Here is a 19300-nt window from a genome sequence, read left to right on the forward strand (position 1 = left end):
CTCCTTCTATAATCTCCGATTTTTTCATAGCTGTATAAAGTATGCCTTTCCTAAAATATTTTTAAAATAATAGTCAAAGATGGCCAGTTTTAGCTGGCCATCTTTGACTATTATTACTCCTCCGGTTTCTTAAAACGTGAATGTCCAAAGAAATCTATATCAAACTCTTCAAGATCATCATCTTCTTCAAAATCTTCTATAGTCTGTGCCATATCATCCTCTGCTCCCTGCATCGGTTCCGGGACGATTTCCTCTTCTTCATCTGCGTACTCTTCTCTCGCTTCTTCCCATTCAGCTCTGATCTTAGCAATTTCTTCTTCTGGAGTTAATGGTCTTATGATTTCTTCTTTAGAAGTTGTTTCTTTTACTGTTTTATTTTCCCCCTTATCTTTAGAAGAAAAAATCTTTTTAATCAAAACAAATACTGCCGCTACTACCACTAAAAATCCAAACAATACTATCGGATTGGTACCCTTTTTTTCCTTGACATTCGCATTCGCTTCTGCAGTTTCTTCGGTTTGTACCCCTTCTGTCGGCTCAAAGGATTCTGTTTGTTGATCATCAGCGTAATCAGAGGCTTCAAATACTACTCTTGTATCAGTTTCAACTTGCCAGACCCCCTCCGCCGCTGACGTCACATTTAATTGGATGTAATTACTGGTTCTTACAATGTCAATATTACATTCGTCATTTGATAAAATTGATTCGTTAACCCCAACAATATATTTTTCATTACTCGGAGAAATGAAATATATTTCCGGAACATCCATATTGCCATCCCCATCGGCATCTACGATCAGTCTTAATGTCAATGTTAACTGTTTTGTATAGTTGGATATGCGGAAATTGTATTCTGTACCATTTTTTTGTTTTTGTGTGTCTTCGTATGCTCCTCCGGTTTGTTCATCCGCCAGGTATTTTTCCTTTGCATTTTGTAGATCATCATAATTTTCCACCTGGAGTTTTTGTGCAGTCGTCAAGGCCTCATACGCATTCTCTGCCTTTTCAACATCATCTCTGGTTGTATTTTCCCCTTTTAATCCATCAATCATCGTCATGACCTGTTCAACTGTAACGCCTTCTGATTCGGCTGATTCCGTTACAGTAGGTTCTTCACTTACCGTTTCAGCTGCCTTTACCGTATATGGGCCAATCATTGCCAATAATATTGTACTGGCTAATACAATCTTCCTCTTTTTCATTTTATATCACCAACCTTGAAAACTATTTTTCTTTCTACCGTACAACGCCATGCTATGTATTCCGCAGCTGATTCCACGTTCCTTGGCAAGATATTATTGTGAATCCAGTCAGCAAGCTGCTCTTTTGAAGCATTCTTCATGCTTCTTTTTAATGATTCCGGAAGTAGGTGATAAACCTTTTGGTAAACCTCCTGCACATCAGGTTTGTTACCGTAAAGCATGCACTTCGTATACATCTCTTGTATTATAGGAGAGGCGTCCAACAAAGATTCCACATCTGCTTTATCTCCACATAACAAGACAAAACATCCGGTAGCAAATATTTCAAGAATTTCCGGCACCTTTTTCGTTCTTATATCATTTACAATATACAATATATTTTGATCAAATTTTTCTGGAAGCTTGTTCAATTCTACCATTTCCCATCCTGAAACGGCTCCTCGTGTTTTCAGTGCTCTTAAAATATCATTCACTGCACTCAGATCGCTATTGTCTGTATATTGGTAAATTCCGTAAAAAGAACGACATTCCGGATCATTAGCACAGCGATAAGCATACGTCTGTTGAGTACCCTTGTATTCATCTTTTCCTAAGTCAAACCCAACATAACTAAAATTAGTGTGGTTACTTTCTGTTTTTTTCTCCTGTGTTTTCACAGGCTTTACCTTTATTTTTGAATCCTTTATTTCTGAACTCTTGACTTCTTTTATGTTGCTTGATTTTTTATTAAAAAAATCATTCCACATCCCATTTGTTACGAGATATACAGCGTATAGGGCATATATCCACTCCTCATTTACGATATTGCCATTTACGTCCTTAATCTGATCAGGCGGATTGTTGTTTACGTCTTCTATAGATATTTCATTCTCATTGACCTGCGCGGCCGTCTCTAATCTTCCATCAATATAAGATATACGAATGACATTATCCTTTTGTATTATGAAAAATTTTCCAGAATCCACTAAGCTCAATCCGCTTTTCACTTTCTCTTTTTCTGCATTTTTCGAGATCTGTATCTTACATTTAAGACGATTTAGTCCTTTTGCATCAATAGCAAAACGATTTTTTTTGTATTGGTCTCTCTGTCTTTTTAATTCTTCCGGGTGAAAATCCTTTAAAAAACGTATATAAGCTGCGATAAAGTAAGGGCAACAGCCGAAGATACACCCCTTGCTTTGTCCCATCATACAGGTTGTAAGAATTGTTTTTTTCTTTGTAGTGGTTTTGTAATGTCTCTTACGATCATAACCCGTATGAAGCTTTACGAGCAATTCGCTCCACGGGTTACAAATCATTTCCTGGTCTTTTTCCAAACAAAAATCAGGATATTCATATCGTATTACATTAGGTGCATCCATTGGAAGAAACTTAATATATTCTGCTATTTGTTCTGCTATTGTATATAGCATTTCCGGAATATCAGACAGATTCTTTTCCGGATTCCATCGAACTTGATCTATTATATAATTTTTCCGGACAGGGTTTTCATCCTTCATTATATTGGAGAGATCCTTATATAATATTTTGTAATCATTAGAAACTGCACCAATAATTGTATTCATATATTTCGTATATCGTTCCTGGATATCCGACAACGGTACTCCTTCTATCAAACTTTGTCTGATCCCATCCATCAATCCATACACTTGATCATTAAATTCTTCCGAAGCATTCTTTCCTTGCAACATAATTTTTGAGAAATTTGTTTTCTTACAGATACGTGAAGTTTTCATTTGACCATTTTCTATATCCATTGTTATACATACTTGTGGGCATTCTTTTTCAGAATCATCAAACTCGATTGAAAATGCTGCAAGATATATCTTATTATCCTCACTTCTTAAAACCGGATAGGATATATACGCCGGTTTCTGTGATATTTTTGATGCATTTATTATTTGTTCCATGATTTTTCTTGTGGCCTGCATGATTCAATTCCTTTCCATCGTTTTCTTAATAAAGTATGCCAAACGAATACCATTTTTTTAAAAAAAGGGCTGTCAGTTAATACTGCATTTCGGCATCTCCGGTAGCAATTGAAAGGATTCCTGCAAGGACAAGGTTTGTTAGCCTTCTACCTTATGAGGGATCCTTTTTTCTATGAAAGATGAAATTTATTTTTGGCCGCAAAAATCCCTTATCTGGATTTTTACAGCTGCACTTTTGATCAGGCTGTTTTTTCTGTTGTTTTTCCCTCAAATTTCTTTAGTTTTTCATTGAGAAAACGACAGTATTTATTTATATTCCTTCCGATCGCATACAACATGAATTCTTTGTACACCTTATCTGCAGAACGGTAATTAAAACGGCGGAAGTTTTCGTTTTCTTTGATATCACCGAAATGTCCTTCTGTCTGGATTGAACGTGTCTGCCGGTTCAGGATCCCGCGCTCCCTTTGGATGTTTGCATGGGATTTTTCACGCAGTTCTTCCCACTGTTCATTGTCTGATATCCATAGAATCCGCAAAACACGTAAAAACAAAATGAGGAGCCGCATCCCCTCTCTTACGCCTTATATTTGCATTTCTCGCATTTGCTCATCAACCGTTTTCCGTTTCCATAAGAATAATGGTACGCTCCCGGACAGGATCCGTCCTGGTCTTCTCTGAAACATACCGGAGGGATGTCTTTCCAAAATTCGTTCTTTTTTACCCCTGCCTCTTCGCAAAGGACCAGATATTCCTTTTTGGAAAGCAGGATGTTGATCTCAAATCGCATCTTGTTAAAAGGGTCTGAAACATGCCATAACAATGGATCAATGCGTTCCAGGATCGGATTTCCATAATATTCCTCTTCCGTGTGCCAGTGCTGCAACTCTACCGGAAGTTCTTCCTTTTTGCAGTCACAGACACGCAGTAAGGCATCCATAGTACTTGGTATGATCCGGATCACAACTCCCGGTTTCTTTCCGGAAAAGTAGCAACGCATGTCTGCCTTGTTGCTGATGCCATCGTATCCATAGCGAAAATAAACATTGGAGGAAGTATAAGCGTTGTTTAATTCGTGCCAATGGTCGAAAGTATATTGTTGACTGAAATCCTCTTTCCTGTTTTCTGTAACCTTTTCAAAAGGATCCCAAACCGACCATGCTGTGACTAATTTCCCCTGCAAGTGTTCCAGACAAAGATTGCGGAGTTTCCTTGTAACCATCTCCTGCACGTTGTCTGCCACTTTTTGCCGCTTTTTCTGATAATCCTCATTCACCAGCCGCTGGATCTGGACGGAGTAATTATACCGTTCCACGTATTCCTGGTTCTGTTCGATCTCCTGTTTTGTACCACACTGGTTCAGATTAAAGGCCAGAAGTAGATGTTGTTTCTCATGGAAAAAATCCCTTTCTTTCGTATACCTGCCATCTGCCAAGGCGAACCGGTCCGTACCAGCGATCAGATTGAATGCATCCGGATCGATCCGGTCTTTGTACCGGCTGATCAGATAATCTTTGCTCCATGGACGCGCTTCTCCCTCTTCCATATCGTTCTGTATGGGAAGATCCTGCAGTTCCAAGGTCGGAAAATAGTTTCGGATTGCCAGGGTATGATTCTGTTCGATCTGCGGAGTTTCGATCATAGCACCTGCATAACTGATCTCGTAATGCGGCACTGTTTTGTAAAACCGGTCACGAATCATGGAGATCATCAAAACCGTCCAGAATGCTTCCTGCTGATCCATATCACGAAACGTACCGAGCTTTGTGCAATCCTCCAAAAGATCTTTGCCGGAGACTCCATGTCTTCCGGAATCCCAGAGATCGCTGGTGTCTATTTTGGCAACGGTCTGATAGGGAAAATAATTGCAGTCAATACGATTTGCCATGGTACGTCCTGGACAACGGGTCATGTGATTCTGTCCGGGATGCTCATATTTTGGCATATCCGTCAGCAGATACAGGTTTTCGCCATTCTTAATGACAAAGGCAAAACAGCTGTCGGTCGCCTGATTCTCATTAGGCAGATAAACCAAAGATACGCCATCCATCCGGTTGCTGGCTGCTGCATACAGCAGGGCATTCATGTCCCGGAAACAGAAGATATCCTGGCTCATCTGGAACCCTTTCTGGGACGGTTCTCCGGAAGCGAACTGCAAAACCCGCAGTTTTCCGTTCATACACCGATCCGCAGAAGTCCGAAGTTCTGCAATGGTAAACACATCCAGCTGATCACTTGGCAAGTGGTAAAAATCCATGGCTTTCCTGGCATCTTCCATGATCGTTTCTGCTGCATGGCTCTCCTGTAACGCTACATACAATGTACGTAAATCCTGGATATATGAGGAAAGTTCCGGTTTCGTTACCAGATCCAGCAAAGAGGTCTCCCGCTTCTCCAAAAAAGTCTGGAAAAATTTTTGCAGATAGGCTTCTGCGAACATCCCGGTATCATCATAAGTCAGTGCCTCCTTGAGCTGGTTATTCATACGCTTAATATCGTATTCGGATAAAGCCCCGGATATGGAAATGGTTGTTTTGGATTCATCTGGGTTTACTCCGGTCAGTTTAACCCAAAGATTTAATTTTTCTTCGATCGTCATATGCAAAATTGGCAGCAGATGAAAACCTGCTGCCGCTCCTTTCTAGGCTAAAAAATATCCTTTGTCCACTGCTTGGTTCCATTCGGATTCCCGGAAGTAGTGAACTTGTCGTTTCACTCTTCCATAGCAGTTATAAGTAAGGTCTACAGCAAGGATCCGTTCAGACGGTTCCTTCTTTTTAAATTTGTTTGTTACATCTTCCACCGCATGTACGGTGACGATGAAATGTTCCACCAGATTCATCATTTTCCTCCTTATTACAGTCCCACCAGGTCATAATCATCGGCCTGATCTTTTGTCAAGATATAAGAGCGGGGATTCTCGGCCATTCAATGACCGAGAGGAAAGCGACCTGACAGCTTATTCTCACGCCTGCTTTTCCTCCCCGTCTTTTCTGTTATATACTGCCCAGTTATTGCTATGTGCATGGACGTGCAGATCCCTGACCGGGATCAGTTTATAGTTTTTTCCATGGACGGTCAGATACCGGCCATTCCTGTCTCTGACGTAGACACTGCTGCTCCCACTGAACCCACTGACCCAGCCCGTCTGCCCATAGACCTTTACCTTGTCGTTCAGGTAGCTATTCCCGACATGGCTGGTGTTCTTCTTATTCCGTTTTGCGTCACGGTTCGGTTCCCGGATCCCTTTCCGCGGGGTCGCCTCATGGAGGGAACGCTTCTGTTTCCGCAGCTGCCGGTAATATGTGGTATCAGCTGTAGTGGACACCTGCCCCAGTCCATGGGCAGCAATCGCCACAGCATCGTTTGCATGGCTTTTCTCCAGTTTCAGGATCTTCCGGTCCGCCGCGGTGATGTTTCCATATGTAAATACTGCTTCCGGGAACGCTGCTTTAAGACGCTTCCGCAGGATGTTCATCGTTGTCGCGTCACGGTATCCCCTGGAAAACTTTTTTCCGTCAAGCATCCAGCCATACAGGGTACCGCCGGGCTGATGTGATGCCGGGGTATGGCACCGGTCACATACACTTGCCAGCCTTCTGGGATTATCCGATGCCCCCTGGTGATGTAAAGTTCTTTCACTTATATTTTTCTGATTCCTATCAGCAGTTTTTCGGCATTGAATTGCCCCACATTAACACGCAATGCTGACTATTCCCCTTCGATCAAGAACACATATCTCATTTTCGCTAAGCCCTTGTGTTAAGATCTCCCAGGAAACATCACATTTCTCAAATTCTTTGTCTTGAGAGATAATCTCGATTTCTTCTCGAATTCTTTTTAATATAATCCCTCCAGATTGCTTGAATTCCTCCTCTGTATACTCTCCTACTTTTGAATATTTCGAATAATCACTTTCTTCCTCTGGTCCATCCAGGGCTATCAATACAGGCTTCCCATTTTCGAGTGTAAATGCAAACATTAAAAATGACATTACTTCCTGTTGATTATTTTCTTTTGCTCTGGGATCTTGAATGTACATTTCGTATTCTCCCTTGGTTGATTTGTTCAAAAAACCGCAGCGATACATTTCCTTATTTTCTTCCATCTTTTTTTCTCCTTTAGTATTTTTAAGTATCAAATTTCCATATCTCTCTGGCATACTTTTTATAAGGAGGTATGCAAATATGATAACTGTAGATTTAACTCTTCCATCTGGTGATGTCACCCGTAACGCTCTTCTCATGTTATTTTCAGTTAATGATAATTCCTATGCCGCTACCATACGAATAGATGAGAATAATGTGCCGTATCCCGTAGACGTCGCTCTCTATATCGCAGATATCCACAGCGACGGGACTTTCGATTTATATGATATCCTTGATCAAAAAGAATATCTTTCTGCTTCTAATGCTTTCTCAAAACTGCTTGATTATCTATGATAACTGCGCACCGACCAATGGTAACATTGGAATTTTTTTATCATGGCAGTAAATATAGCGAAGAGCCTGCAGTTCATCTTCGAATACTGTCGTATGTTTGTGATAAGTACCACGCCGTGCAGTTCCGGCAATTCGATAATTTTCGTGCTGCAGTCTCCAGCCTTGCCTGCATTGATTGATTACCCAGTGTCCGCCAAATAAGGTTTTTACAAAAATGCTTCCACCTGCTTTTACTTCTGCAGTTAGTCCCATTTTTTTTGCTTCTTCTTCAATATAATCTTCTTCTATACGCATTTTTTATCCTCCCTCTATTTCTCCAGTTGAGCCCGAATCCTTGCTGTTAGTACCTGTAAAAGCTGTCTTTCCTCATAATCTCCAGTTTTACTATATACAGATTCAACCGTTTCCAGCCAGACACTCTCTGGCAAAAGTTTTGTTCCATCGCATAATTGTATTCTTTTTCCGTGCATTATTATTTGTATCATCTTTTTTCTCCTTCACCTTTTTTCTTGAAAAGCCGATTTTTCGTTTCTTCTGGATACTTTTCCATGATTTCAAACCAGTCCAGCTTGAGTTCATTACAAAGTTTTTGCATGCATTCTCTGCATAACATATCTACTGCCTCATTATTCTCGCTTTGTCCATCCTTATTGGCGTCCCTGTAACGCTCCTGGTATTCTTCTATAATGTTTATCAATGCTTTACAATATTCAGGTGTAAATAAATGTTCCGTCCCTGGTGCTTTAAACATTGCTTTTATGCTGTCCTCGCTCTCCGTCCAGTTTCGCAAAGATTGAATAAGTGAGTACTCGCTATCATATCTATTATTAAATATGTCACAATCATTCGTTATCAGGCATAACAGGCTCTCTATTGAGTTTTCCGCAATATAATACGAATCGGCAACTTCCCTTAATGTACTTATCCTTTTTTTCTCTCTTTCACTCTCAGTTTTTTTGTACTTCCAAATGCGTTCAAATCCATCATCTCTGGATCTCATTGCCTCATCCACAAAATTCCAGATAAAATCCAGATACATAATCGTATCTTCCTCTATGATTCTCAAATCCTGCAATCGGTCAAGCTTCCCCTCCGCTTCCATGATCTTGCTATTCATGCTCATTTCTGAAACTTTGACCGAATAGAATACTTCTTTACAGTAATAATTCATATTACCGTATTTTTTATCTGAAATGTCCCATATGCTTTTTGATAATTTTTCATATTCCTCCTTATTACCAAACCCCGGCTGTTGCCACATAGCCTTTGTAAAATAATCCGGAGAGAGTATTTTCAAAGATTCAATATCTATTTCATATAAGCGATACAGTTCAAGTTCGATTTCGCTTGCTATGGCGCCCTTTTTCTTATTGTATTCCTTTTCACTGATTTCTCTGTTTAAATACGCATCATAAGCTTCACGGTGTCTGGGAACATAGTCAATTATCAATTCCGCTATCATTTTAAACTGATTTAATGTATCCAATGACATAGGACAAGTGAATTTACATATTTTCCATATTTCTTTATATGTATAAAAAAATCTATAAAACTTGACGAGTCTTTCACACGTATAAGTAAATATATCTTCCGTTACACCGTAGGTTTCCCTAAGTGCATCCATTCCATACGTTGCATGATCTAAATAAAGTAAGATAAAAATATCTGTCATATTAAGGGTCATTCCCAGTGTGAACGTAAGGTCTACTTTCGCAATTTTCTCATAATCATGGTCGACGAATATTTCTGGCATTTCCAATTGAATTGTCTGTAACCTTGTCATCTCCTTACATATAGCATCCAGATGAGTTAATCCAAGTAGGGTCACTTCTATATCTGCTTGAATTTTGCTGCTCTTTCCCTTTTTTATAAGTTCAAATTTTTCGCAGCGTGATTTTCTTCTTTTTTTTATTCCAAACATATCTTCACCCCTCTCTTTTCTGTTCTTTCTGTATAAAGTATGCCAAATAAAAACCGGACTTATTATTCATATATAAGCAAAACGATTTTTTATTTTTATTTTTCTTTTGGCAGGTATACTTATAATGTAATATTAAATTCATGATTCTTATAGTAACGGGAAGGAGCACTCATATGGCATTTAAAGAACTCGAAGCAGAAACTGTTTATCGTGACCCGGAAGGGGAAAATATCGAAAACAATTTATTCGATGATTTATCTATTGGTCTTATCCATGATGTGACAGAAAACGCTGAAATTTCTATGGATAATCCGCAGTACTTTACAACCATACTGCCTGAACAGTCAAGTTCGCAACAATCAACACAAACCCCAAAAGATTTAGACACATTATTAGAAGAAAGTTCTTTTAATATCCCCCAAATAATTACTTCACAAAACTGTAAAGAAGTGTATCAGACATTAAACGCTAATCTTAACCCAACATTCAGTTTGACCCCAGACTTAGCGAAAGATGCATTATCAAGCGAAATCGCATTAACAAGGGAAGCAGCGGCAGAAACTTCGAAAGAAATCATATTAAGCATGAAAAATATTCTTACTCTTAAACAGGACATTAAACCAAAAATGAATTCTTTAGAAAAACCTGTAGAAGAAGTAAAAAAGTATGTAGAGGAATATCATAATTTAACAAATCAACAAAACAAGCTGAATAATCTGAATGAATATCTGAAAACCCTGCACGAGCAAAAAGAGGAAATAGTTAAAAATTGTCAGGATCAGTCACAGAAAGAATTCGATAAAAATTCTGTAAAGTTGGGCATGACCTTACTTGCAGGTGCAAAGGCCATAATGCAGAATCTCAGAAAAGGCATTACAGAAATCGGTGATTTTCTCCACGAACGCAATCAAAAGTTCAAGGATGGTGTTAAGGATGTATACCATGATGTCGGAGATAAAGCTGAATTATTATATGAGAAGTTACTCTTACAGCAGCGTATCATTGGACGATGGTTCCAGGACAAAATAGCAACAGTCGAAAAGCAGCAGGATAAAATGACATTAAATATTAAAAATCAAGCTGATAAAGTTGTTTCAAAAGCACAGCTTGGCACAGACCATGTTAAAAATGCCATTACTAGAGAATCCCTAAATACACTTCTTACAAAAGCCAAACTGGGAACCGGAGTAATGACACGAACGGAAGGCGAAGGAAAAGGAATTGTCGAGAACCTCTTGTATAATTTAGCTTTGGATAACTGTCGACGTGATCTAAATAATATATCTAACCTTTTAGACTCCAGGATCAATGAAATGGAAATCAAACAATTAGAAGGTAAAACTATAGATAAAAATGAATTAACTTATTTTAAGGGATTAAAAGATATCGCTGATGGTAAACCAATGTCAGCTGAGAAAGCCATCGAATTTTCCGGTTCCATGAAAAAATGTTCGAAATTTCAAGCCGTAGATCGAGAAGCCTTAGCAAATGCATTGGATAAATTTCAGACTTATATCGAAGGAAAAAACGGTCAGTTATTCAGCAAAAACCCGCAAGCAAAGGATGATCTTTTTGATCGTACTTAAAACTGTACAGTGTTTTTCTGTTCTTGCCAAATAAAATGCTGTGTGTGCCGTGTCAGCCAACCGAACGAAATCATAAAATGGTGGATAACGCTATAAATTATAAAAGAAAAAACAGAGCTCTGTATTTTTTTACATTGCTCTGTTTTTTATAAAAATTTCATATTTTTCGTTGTGCTTTGTGTAGCGAAAATATTTTAACGCTCTAACAGCCAACTATAATCCTTGCGGCAATCAAGAATATAATCTACATATACCATATTGTCTTTGATCTGGAAAAGAATTAGATACCATTTTTCAACAAACATCTTATGATATTTATTTGAAAGTATAAAGGGTTCTTCAAAAAATGGATAACGCTGTGGCATATATTCCAAGGATTTAAGTGCCCTTATGATTTCTTTCTTTTTTGCAGATGCTGCATTTTTATTGACCTGAGCCATGAACTGGATGTGTGTCCCCAACATTCTCTTTGCTCTGTCTGAAACAATTACTTCGTATTTTTTATCAGACATACATCACACCTCTGCAATTACAGTATCAAGGTAATCATCGAGTTCGTCTAGCATACATCCATTTCTTCCAGCCAGCCTCTCCTCCTCAACAGCAAGGAGCTCTTCCCTTAATTTCAGCATCTTTTCCCGACGATTATATGTTTCTATATCCATGACAACTAAATCGCCTTCACCATTTTTAGTTAAGAAAATCGGTTCCTCTGTTTTGCGACACATTTCAGCAATTTCATTATAATTTTGACGAATTGCTGCTGAAGGACGAATTATCATTTTGCTACCTCCTTTACCATCATAATAGTAATATTATGATTATATTGTACTTGTTTTCTGCAATATTTTCAATACTACGAAACAGAACTTATATCTATTTTTGCGCTTAGATTATCTGCCTCTTCTTTTGCCTTTTGGAGAAGTTTTTCTGCTTTCTTCTTCTCATCTCTTTCTTTTCTCATTTTTTCGACATCTTCAGGTGAAAAGTGCTGTCCTACACACTCATATGCTGCTTCAAGAAACTGATTGTATGTGTATTCACCTCTTTTGCCGTGACTCACAAATTGACCTGTGATGATTAACTCATCTCGGGCTCTTGTCATTGACACAAATAACAATCGTTTCCGCTCTTCCACCATCATCCGTGACTGCCACTCAAAATGTGTTGAAATATACTCAAACACATCGAGAAATTGAAGCCCTTGCGGATACTTCTTACTGCTTCGATGTGTATGCTTTGGCGATTGTAAACAATACGCTACTCACAAGTTCGTGTACACTCCACAGTCGTAAATTCCTGCGATAGCCCGCAGTACATACTTACGTTTGCGTTCATTATGCAACTTCGTAAGTTAAAGCATCTCTTAGATTAAGAGCAGCATTGAAATCCCTATCCTCGACATAGCCACAATTACAACGGTATATTCTATCTGAAAGCTTCAAATCTTTCTTGATAGCACCACAGCAATGACATATTTTGGATGATGGATACCATCTGTCTACGACTCTTAATTCAATACCATTTTCATCACACTTAGCTTTGAGCTTAGTTCTAAATTCATAGAACTTTTGTGACGCAACGGCTTTTGATAGATGTCTGTTCTTCATCATTCCTGATACATTCAAATCTTCAATAGTTATATAAGATGGCTTGGTTTTCACTATCTCTGCTATTGATTTATTGATATAATCCGTACGGATATTATCTATTTTATGATGAAGTCTTTGTACTTTGAGCTTTTGCTTTTGTATATTCTTTTGAGTGGACTCTCCTTTCTTTAAATTTTCATACTTGCGTGAGAGACATCTTTGTTCTCTACGCAGTTTCTTTTCCAATTTTTTAATTCTTGCTGACTTATTGATATTTTTATAAGTTTTACCATTGGAAACAATCGCCAAGTCTTTCAAACCCAGGTCAATTCCTATACCACCATTGCTATTATTAGCAATTTTAGCGTCAGGAATTTCTACAAGAACTGACACATAGTATCTGCCTGCTTTGATGGATACTGTACCGCTTTTGATTTTCCATCCCTCTTTAGTTGTTGGTATATAACCTTTTTCTTTAATGCGTACCCAACCTAAAGTGGGTATGTTCAACCTATGTCTCTCGCATCTACAATCTTTAGGATTATTCTTTACGAAATACATTTTTACATCAGACTTACCTTTCCTTTTGAAATTAGGAAAAGCACTTTGATGTTTAAAAAATCTTGTAAATGCAATACATCCATCTTCAATGGACTTTTTTACAGCTTTTGAATACACTTCTTTCATCCATACTTTATCAGGATTATTAGGAATGTACTCATTATTGAGCCATACGCTGAAACTCTTGCCAGTCATAAACTTTTCACCGTTATCGTATAAAGCTTTGTTGTGACTGAGATAAAAGTTGTAAACGTACCTACAAGTGCCGATAGTCTTGTTAATCTTGATTTTTTGCTCGACTGTCGGATTTATTTCCGTTTTGAAGCTCTTTAGCAATTTCCTCATCCCTTTCTATTTGTTTTTTATACTTACGAAGTCCATACAACCTGCAAGAGAACACATGGAGTATAGAAACAATATCCTGTACGAGTTCTTCCTGTGGTGATAGTTCTTCATTATTCACTACCACTATGTTTGTATTAAACTTCATACAGAATTTTTCAAACCAATCATAGCCAAATCTGACAAATCTATCTTTATGTGTAACTATAATAGTTTTGATTTTTTGTTCCATTACTTCATCTAATAATTGATTCCACTTTTTACGATTGTAGTTAAGCCCACTTCCATAATCTTCAATACATTGATCTACAATGATACCTTTAGCATTGCAAAACTGACGTAAAAAAGTTACTTGGTTTTGTAAATCATCTTTTTGGTTTTTTGTAGATACTCTGGCATAAATAACAATCTGACGATTATCGTTTTCAGTATTTATACCCTTAAACTGAAGATATTGGTCATAAGTATAATAACGCCTATCAGTCGGAGTCCGATTTGCTTTCAGAATCCCCTCTCTATCCCAACGTTGTAACGTTTTGACTGAGACACCCAATAATTCAGCAAAATCTTTTGGTTTGTAATTAGTGATATTAGATGTGTTCATAATAATGCCCTCCATGAGTATATTTTAACACATTTAATCACTATTGACAATGAATTTGATTACTTAAAGTTTCCTCCTTAAAAAATATCTTTTCTTGGATTGTTGCAATAAATTTCAGTTGTTGATTATCATTATTGATTCCTCCTTTTTTCATTCTCCATGTTTTCGATTAACATCTAAAGTATGTCTTACACTCAACTTCTTGAAAAAAACCGTTAAAAAAAGCCTGAAAATTTCAGGCTTTTTTTTTAAGAATCCACTTCACTATCCAACCATTTGTACTTACACTCTGTACACATTTCCCTAACTCGTTATATAATCAAATATATTCATTTGCTCTGGCTCCTTGGCTTTAATCACCAGTGGCTCGCCTGTTATGAATTTGAACGATTTTAGTATTGCTTTTTCTCTTTTTTCTTCTGTATCCCAACTTGTTGGAAAAATAATATCTCCATTTGGAATATATGCTCCTGTCGTGTCGCATTGTACTTTTATATGCGCTAAATAGTTGCTTGTCATTATGAAGTCTATATATGTATTTCCATTGATAAAATATACTCCGCATGCATACCCACGACCTTTCAGTGGAAAACCTTTATCTTTTACAAAACCATCCTTTAAGAGAAAATCAGGTATTTCAATTTGATTTTCTGATTCACACTGGAATGTAGTGTAAAAATCTGTTGAATTCCAGTAATCATTCGTTGTAAAAAAATATGTATACTCCACTCCTCTTGACCATTCAAACCAACTCACCCCTTTAAATGGCAATTCTCTACCATTGCAGTAAGCTTTTTCTCCAAAATTACAAGGAATTGGTATTTTCATTCTTATTCACCTCACTGGTTTAAATCCTAATTTATTCCGTTAAAATATCCGTTTTATCGTAATGAATTTCCATTACAATAATAGTTGTCTTTGCTACAATAATCTTCAATAGCTTTTCTATTTTCCGGTGTATCAATCCATCCAATATAACTTCTGTCAAAATTCTCAGGCAATTCATATGTTGGAATAACTTTAATTCCATCAGCTATTGCTTCTTCTGCTGCTCTATCATCACTTCCACCAAAAGCATCTGTTGCTCCGATTTCTTCAATCTCTAACAATCCTGTTCCATCAAAATCAAAAATATCATAACCTTTGTTTACCTTTTCAATTCCCCATTCTTTAATAGCATCATCAATCATTTCTTCATCATTATTAAACGACTTCATCATCTGAAAATATCTTGATTCTTCCAAACCCATTTTCATATATTCACTGTATTTACTCATAATATTAATCTCCTTTTTACATAAAATTCGTGTTCTATGCTATGTTAAATTTCAGTTTTCCTTATACATGGATTACAGGAAATTTTTTTAAAAAAGTTACCACTTTAAAAGTGATAACTTTTTTCTTTCATCAAGGCCCTAATGTTCCTGCACACATCTACCGTTCTTTACAACTATATGGTCGTAATCTTCATCCGGATAAATGTACATTTCAGATTTGTTCTCTAGGAAGGGTGCAAGGACTTCAAACATTTCCATCATCACACTTTCCCAACCATAGCTTGCGTCAAATCCATTATAATAATGCAACCATTTCCGACCATGTTTAATAACTGGATTCCAGTAATCCGTACCGCAAAGGAAAATTTTCAAAAGACCCTCCAGTGTATCTGGCGTGGTTCCTTCCGAAGCGAACTTGTCTAGGTTAAATATTATTCCATGCCCATCGTGTTTTTCGATATAACTTCGCAATGTGGAGACTGCATTATTTTCTTTCCCTTTCTTAATTGCTATTTTTACTCTTACATCATAGCAAGCTCCCATTTTTGATTCCTCCTTTTTCTTATTATTGATTTTGAAATTCACAATTTTCCCGATAAGAATAATAGCTATCGCCTATTATTATATGATCGAGCATTGTAATACCGAGAATATCACCAGCTCTTTTTATCCTTTCGGTTGCCTGATCATCCTCTTTCGATGGTTTAATCGAACCCGAAGGATGATTATGGGCTATTATGTACGAATTGGCTCCGATAATAAGAAGCCTTCTGAATATTTCCGCTGGGGTGAAACAAGTCTGGCTCATCGTTCCCATTGAGAATTTAAACACTCCTATCATCGCAGATGTTCGAAATGCTATGACATAGAACTCCTCTTCCGTGCGGTTTCTCGCATGAAACATTTTATTCAACACCTCTACGGCGTAGATTGGCTTGTCTATAGTGAGTATTTCCGGCGCATCGATTGTAGCCTCCTTTAATAGTGTTGGAAGCTTCTCCTCATTGAAGATTAAATTGTAGTTGTTGATTATCATTTTTGATTCCTCCTTTGTTTGTTCTCCAAATTTTCATTTAACATATTAAGTATGTCAGTTGCTTGCGTTCTGAAGATTTTTCAGACTTGCATTTTATAGGTTATTGGATTTTTTCATTAATTTTTTTCGATTAGGAAAGCAGATCAATAGAATTTCGATGCGTATATGTATAAAAGGGATAGTATATGAAAGAAATATGAAATATTAGATTTTTAACCTGGATAATCGAGTGAAGTTGCTTTTTCACAATGAAACTGAAACCTGAGCCGGTCAGTAATTGAGATATGTGCGACAGCAATCCTGCCTTACAGCGTAATTGTAAATTAACTACTATGAATGAAGTTGAAAATGCAAGAAAAAATTTGGGAAGTAATGCATGAGTTGAAATTTTCTTTTAGAACTTGTATATGATACTATTGAAATGCATCGGTATTTCCAATATTGTTAGTATATCAGGATTTATTTGTATCGTCAACCAGTTCACGATTGACAGAACATTAGAATCCTTCCAGCGTTTTTGTTGCATTATATTGTAATCATAGTCGTTTCCTCCTTTTTCTAACTCCATTTTTTCTATGTTTCATTTATAATATGTCAGATAATCTATACCGTAGAAAAAGGCCTGCCAGACGGCAGACCTTCCTCTTTTAACTGTTTTCTGTTTTGTTTACTTTTTATCTGTCAGGCTTTTCAATAGTATGGATTTTATCTTTATCTTCTTTCCAAAGAGACACCGTTTTTCCGCTTAAAATAAGACTTTGGAGTTCCTTACCTGTGATATACGAGCCATCCTTTAACCGGATATTTTTATCTAAATGCTGTTCCATAGCTTTGTCGATAATATGCTCTTTACGCGCTGTTATCATTGTGTGATAGAAATTTCTTTTTATATCAGACATTGGTGTTTCATTTAATATTTTATCCACTTTTTTCTGGTCGTAATGTCTCTGGACATAACGAAGAGCTTCGATACAATTTGGATCTTTTGTATTACTCAAAAAGTCTAAGTAATTTATTTTTTTGTCGTTTAATTTTAATGCGGAATTTGGAAAAACATATAATCGGCGGTCTAGTTCGTTTCTGTCGTTTAAAATGTTTTCCATTTGCTTATCCGTTAATTGCGGATATAGACAGGAACCATTATCATAAACCGGGGCAATTCGCACATGATTATTAATTTCATTAACTACTATTCCCCAGTTACCATTATGCCTATCAAAGTTACCAAGTAAAGCATCTGCTGCAAACATCTTCCAAAAATGGTCTTTCATCTTGAGTGGGTCATAAACCTGCTGCATATCAATCGCATCTAAAACAGATTGAAGTTCGGTGCCAAATCCAGATTTATCACTATCTATGCAACGGTTTTTTATCATACCAAAATTCAAAATTCGCTCCCCTGGCTCACAAAAATCTTTACATGCAACTACACTTTTATTTCGATAAACTCCAAGCTTTGTCTCTTGTGTTTCGATACCTAATGATGAAAAAATCGAACTTGCAATATGTTCATTTAAACAACCATTACTGTAATGCATATCCTTGTTATCTTTTGCAAGAGCTGGAAATTTAATCATATATCTTTCATCATTATAAAATACACATATCTTTGAGCCGTTAGCGCCATCATACGCCCTTAAATTGTCTAATGTACAGTTTGTAAAATCAATCATTTTTACACCCTTTCCATATTCAGATATTTTTCTCTTAGATACCAGGCATGGTCTTCCGTAATATCACCATCTATATAAGCACAGTTGATGGAACCATACAGTTCTCCCCACAGGCAGTCGTATGGCTCATCACCTTTTTTCATAGCATCCAAATCGTGCTGAAGATATTCAGGTAGATTTATTTCATAATATTCATGGGTTCCCATATATACGACACCTCTTTTTATTTTATAAGTATATTATAAGATGTTATTACTTCAATATCAAATATATTTTTGTCGTTGCAATTCTTTCGTTAACAGAATATTTTCGCCATCTCCAGCCCGCATAAAAGATAATATACAAAACCGTTGGCTTCTCCACGGTATTTCCTAACGGTATCTTCATAAGTTTTGCAGGGACGGAAAACGACCTGCTTAGATCCGCTTTTACTTCTGTTCTTATTCCGTGCCTGATCATAAAATTTTTCCCATCTGGTTTCGAATATAGTCGTAAGGCAGCAGTTGATCTTGTTTGTGTCAATAACGTGATGCAAACCCATGCTTTATTCATCGTTCGTGTCAATAACGTGACACTTATCCTTACCACCGTCTTCCGTGCTTGTGTCAGTAACGTGACATAAACCACCATACTTTTAACCACCCACGTGGCAGTAGGATGCTCGGTTATATGTTTTGTGTCAGTAACGTGACACTGGAATAAATGAAGAATTCATGGATATGTGTCAGTAACATGACACTAAAGAGCCGTCCGTGCTTTACATTTGTGTCAGTAACATGACACGTTCATGCCACATGGACGGCACTTTGAATAGTGACATTCAATGCAATTACAGATTCAAACGGTTAGATACTCTAATTTGTAAATACTGGTATAAAAATATCTTCTATTTTCACTTAAATCGGCAGCAGAAATTAGAAAAAAAACGCGAAATACATGGGTTTTCGGAACATTCGTGCCGTTTATAGCAGATATTTCTCTACCAGTACATGTTTCGTGCATGGATCTTTTCAGTTCCGTGCCTGCTTCTCTCTCCTTTCAAAGTAAAAGATCTTGCATGCTGCAGATGTTAAACTGGATTCAACTTTTTCGTATGGAGTAGTCCATGAAACCTTTAATTTTAAACACAAATA

The 19300-nt window shown here is 37.1% G+C and carries 23 protein-coding genes and 1 pseudogene; 2 read left to right on the top strand and 22 right to left on the bottom strand.

The window, feature by feature from the left end; genetic code table 11:
* Nucleotides 1-113 precede the first annotated feature (113 nt).
* The 7 genes and pseudogenes from ETP43_RS16540 to ETP43_RS16570 all read right to left on the bottom strand — a co-directional run bounded on the left by ETP43_RS16540 (nucleotide 114) and on the right by ETP43_RS16570 (nucleotide 7241).
* Nucleotides 114-1202 (bottom strand): hypothetical protein, encoded by a 1089-nt coding sequence (locus tag ETP43_RS16540; RefSeq protein WP_129259703.1) that lies wholly within the window; start codon nucleotides 1200-1202, stop codon nucleotides 114-116.
* On the bottom strand, nucleotides 1199-3133 hold the full coding sequence (locus ETP43_RS16545; RefSeq protein WP_129259704.1) for a hypothetical protein: 1935 nt from the start codon (nucleotides 3131-3133) through the stop codon (nucleotides 1199-1201). The genes ETP43_RS16540 and ETP43_RS16545 overlap by 4 nt, the downstream gene beginning before the upstream one ends.
* 239 nt (nucleotides 3134-3372) lie before the next feature.
* Nucleotides 3373-3648, bottom strand: a pseudogene (locus ETP43_RS16550) (transposase); the annotation flags it as partial.
* A gap of 62 nt (nucleotides 3649-3710) precedes the next feature.
* Complete coding sequence (locus ETP43_RS16555) at nucleotides 3711-5732, bottom strand: hypothetical protein (RefSeq protein ID WP_129259705.1); 2022 nt, start codon at nucleotides 5730-5732, stop codon at nucleotides 3711-3713.
* A gap of 42 nt (nucleotides 5733-5774) precedes the next feature.
* A complete protein-coding gene (locus tag ETP43_RS16560; protein WP_129259706.1) occupies nucleotides 5775-5975 on the bottom strand; it encodes a hypothetical protein in 201 nt (66 codons plus the stop codon).
* 123 nt (nucleotides 5976-6098) lie between these two features.
* Nucleotides 6099-6659: a hypothetical protein gene (locus ETP43_RS16565; RefSeq protein ID WP_129259707.1), complete on the bottom strand. Its 561-nt coding sequence runs from the start codon at nucleotides 6657-6659 to the stop codon at nucleotides 6099-6101.
* 168 nt (nucleotides 6660-6827) lie between these two features.
* Complete coding sequence (locus tag ETP43_RS16570) at nucleotides 6828-7241, bottom strand: hypothetical protein (RefSeq protein ID WP_129259708.1); 414 nt, start codon at nucleotides 7239-7241, stop codon at nucleotides 6828-6830.
* A gap of 79 nt (nucleotides 7242-7320) precedes the next feature.
* Here ETP43_RS16570 and ETP43_RS16575 point away from each other — a divergent pair, with 79 nt between their 5' ends.
* Nucleotides 7321-7575, top strand: coding sequence for a DUF1292 domain-containing protein (locus ETP43_RS16575; protein ID WP_129259709.1), 255 nt, complete (start codon nucleotides 7321-7323; stop codon nucleotides 7573-7575).
* Here ETP43_RS16575 and ETP43_RS16580 read toward each other — a convergent pair.
* Genes ETP43_RS16580 through ETP43_RS16585 form a run of 3 tightly spaced genes read right to left on the bottom strand, consistent with a single transcriptional unit; the run spans nucleotide 7570 to nucleotide 9496 of the window.
* Nucleotides 7570-7869, bottom strand: coding sequence for a hypothetical protein (locus ETP43_RS16580; RefSeq protein WP_129259710.1), 300 nt, complete (start codon nucleotides 7867-7869; stop codon nucleotides 7570-7572). The genes ETP43_RS16575 and ETP43_RS16580 overlap by 6 nt on opposite strands.
* A 14-nt stretch (nucleotides 7870-7883) precedes the next feature.
* A complete protein-coding gene (locus ETP43_RS17225; RefSeq protein WP_164979796.1) occupies nucleotides 7884-8060 on the bottom strand; it encodes a hypothetical protein in 177 nt (58 codons plus the stop codon).
* Nucleotides 8057-9496, bottom strand: a complete 1440-nt coding sequence (locus tag ETP43_RS16585) for a hypothetical protein (RefSeq protein ID WP_129259711.1) — start codon at nucleotides 9494-9496, stop codon at nucleotides 8057-8059. Before ETP43_RS16585 ends, ETP43_RS17225 begins: the two co-directional genes overlap by 4 nt.
* A gap of 173 nt (nucleotides 9497-9669) precedes the next feature.
* Here ETP43_RS16585 and ETP43_RS16590 point away from each other — a divergent pair, with 173 nt between their 5' ends.
* On the top strand, nucleotides 9670-11082 hold the full coding sequence (locus ETP43_RS16590) for a hypothetical protein (protein ID WP_129259712.1): 1413 nt from the start codon (nucleotides 9670-9672) through the stop codon (nucleotides 11080-11082).
* 194 nt (nucleotides 11083-11276) lie between these two features.
* Here ETP43_RS16590 and ETP43_RS16595 read toward each other — a convergent pair whose 3' ends face one another.
* The 12 genes from ETP43_RS16595 to ETP43_RS16650 all read right to left on the bottom strand — a co-directional run bounded on the left by ETP43_RS16595 (nucleotide 11277) and on the right by ETP43_RS16650 (nucleotide 18719).
* Nucleotides 11277-11594, bottom strand: a complete 318-nt coding sequence (locus tag ETP43_RS16595) for a type II toxin-antitoxin system RelE/ParE family toxin (protein ID WP_129259713.1) — start codon at nucleotides 11592-11594, stop codon at nucleotides 11277-11279.
* A 3-nt stretch (nucleotides 11595-11597) separates the two neighbouring features.
* Entirely contained in the window at nucleotides 11598-11864 is a 267-nt protein-coding gene (locus tag ETP43_RS16600) for a type II toxin-antitoxin system Phd/YefM family antitoxin (RefSeq protein ID WP_129259714.1), read from the bottom strand.
* A gap of 74 nt (nucleotides 11865-11938) precedes the next feature.
* Nucleotides 11939-12187 (bottom strand): hypothetical protein, encoded by a 249-nt coding sequence (locus ETP43_RS16605; RefSeq protein ID WP_164979798.1) that lies wholly within the window; start codon nucleotides 12185-12187, stop codon nucleotides 11939-11941.
* Between the two features lie 232 nt (nucleotides 12188-12419).
* On the bottom strand, nucleotides 12420-13580 hold the full coding sequence (locus ETP43_RS16610) for an RNA-guided endonuclease InsQ/TnpB family protein (RefSeq protein ID WP_129259716.1): 1161 nt from the start codon (nucleotides 13578-13580) through the stop codon (nucleotides 12420-12422).
* Nucleotides 13513-14166 (bottom strand): IS607 family transposase, encoded by a 654-nt coding sequence (locus tag ETP43_RS16615; protein WP_164979807.1) that lies wholly within the window; start codon nucleotides 14164-14166, stop codon nucleotides 13513-13515. The genes ETP43_RS16610 and ETP43_RS16615 overlap by 68 nt, the downstream gene beginning before the upstream one ends.
* Nucleotides 14167-14484: 318 nt before the next feature.
* Nucleotides 14485-15009, bottom strand: coding sequence for a hypothetical protein (locus ETP43_RS16620; RefSeq protein WP_129259718.1), 525 nt, complete (start codon nucleotides 15007-15009; stop codon nucleotides 14485-14487).
* A 53-nt stretch (nucleotides 15010-15062) separates the two neighbouring features.
* Nucleotides 15063-15458: a hypothetical protein gene (locus ETP43_RS16625; RefSeq protein WP_129259719.1), complete on the bottom strand. Its 396-nt coding sequence runs from the start codon at nucleotides 15456-15458 to the stop codon at nucleotides 15063-15065.
* Nucleotides 15459-15596: 138 nt separating this feature from the next.
* Complete coding sequence (locus tag ETP43_RS16630) at nucleotides 15597-16043, bottom strand: hypothetical protein (protein ID WP_164979799.1); 447 nt, start codon at nucleotides 16041-16043, stop codon at nucleotides 15597-15599.
* Complete coding sequence (locus tag ETP43_RS16635; RefSeq protein ID WP_129259721.1) at nucleotides 16024-16494, bottom strand: JAB domain-containing protein; 471 nt, start codon at nucleotides 16492-16494, stop codon at nucleotides 16024-16026. Before ETP43_RS16635 ends, ETP43_RS16630 begins: the two co-directional genes overlap by 20 nt.
* A gap of 674 nt (nucleotides 16495-17168) precedes the next feature.
* Nucleotides 17169-18167 (bottom strand): HipA domain-containing protein, encoded by a 999-nt coding sequence (locus tag ETP43_RS16640; RefSeq protein WP_129259722.1) that lies wholly within the window; start codon nucleotides 18165-18167, stop codon nucleotides 17169-17171.
* A gap of 2 nt (nucleotides 18168-18169) precedes the next feature.
* Nucleotides 18170-18373 carry a hypothetical protein gene (locus tag ETP43_RS16645; protein WP_129259723.1) on the bottom strand — a complete coding sequence of 68 codons (204 nt, stop codon included), beginning with the start codon at nucleotides 18371-18373 and terminating at the stop codon, nucleotides 18170-18172.
* 46 nt (nucleotides 18374-18419) lie between these two features.
* On the bottom strand, nucleotides 18420-18719 hold the full coding sequence (locus ETP43_RS16650; RefSeq protein ID WP_129259724.1) for a hypothetical protein: 300 nt from the start codon (nucleotides 18717-18719) through the stop codon (nucleotides 18420-18422).
* Nucleotides 18720-19300: the final 581 nt, after the last annotated feature.

The organism is Blautia faecicola, assembly GCF_004123145.1.
In the GTDB taxonomy this organism is placed as follows: Bacteria; Bacillota; Clostridia; order Lachnospirales; family Lachnospiraceae; genus Oliverpabstia; species Oliverpabstia faecicola.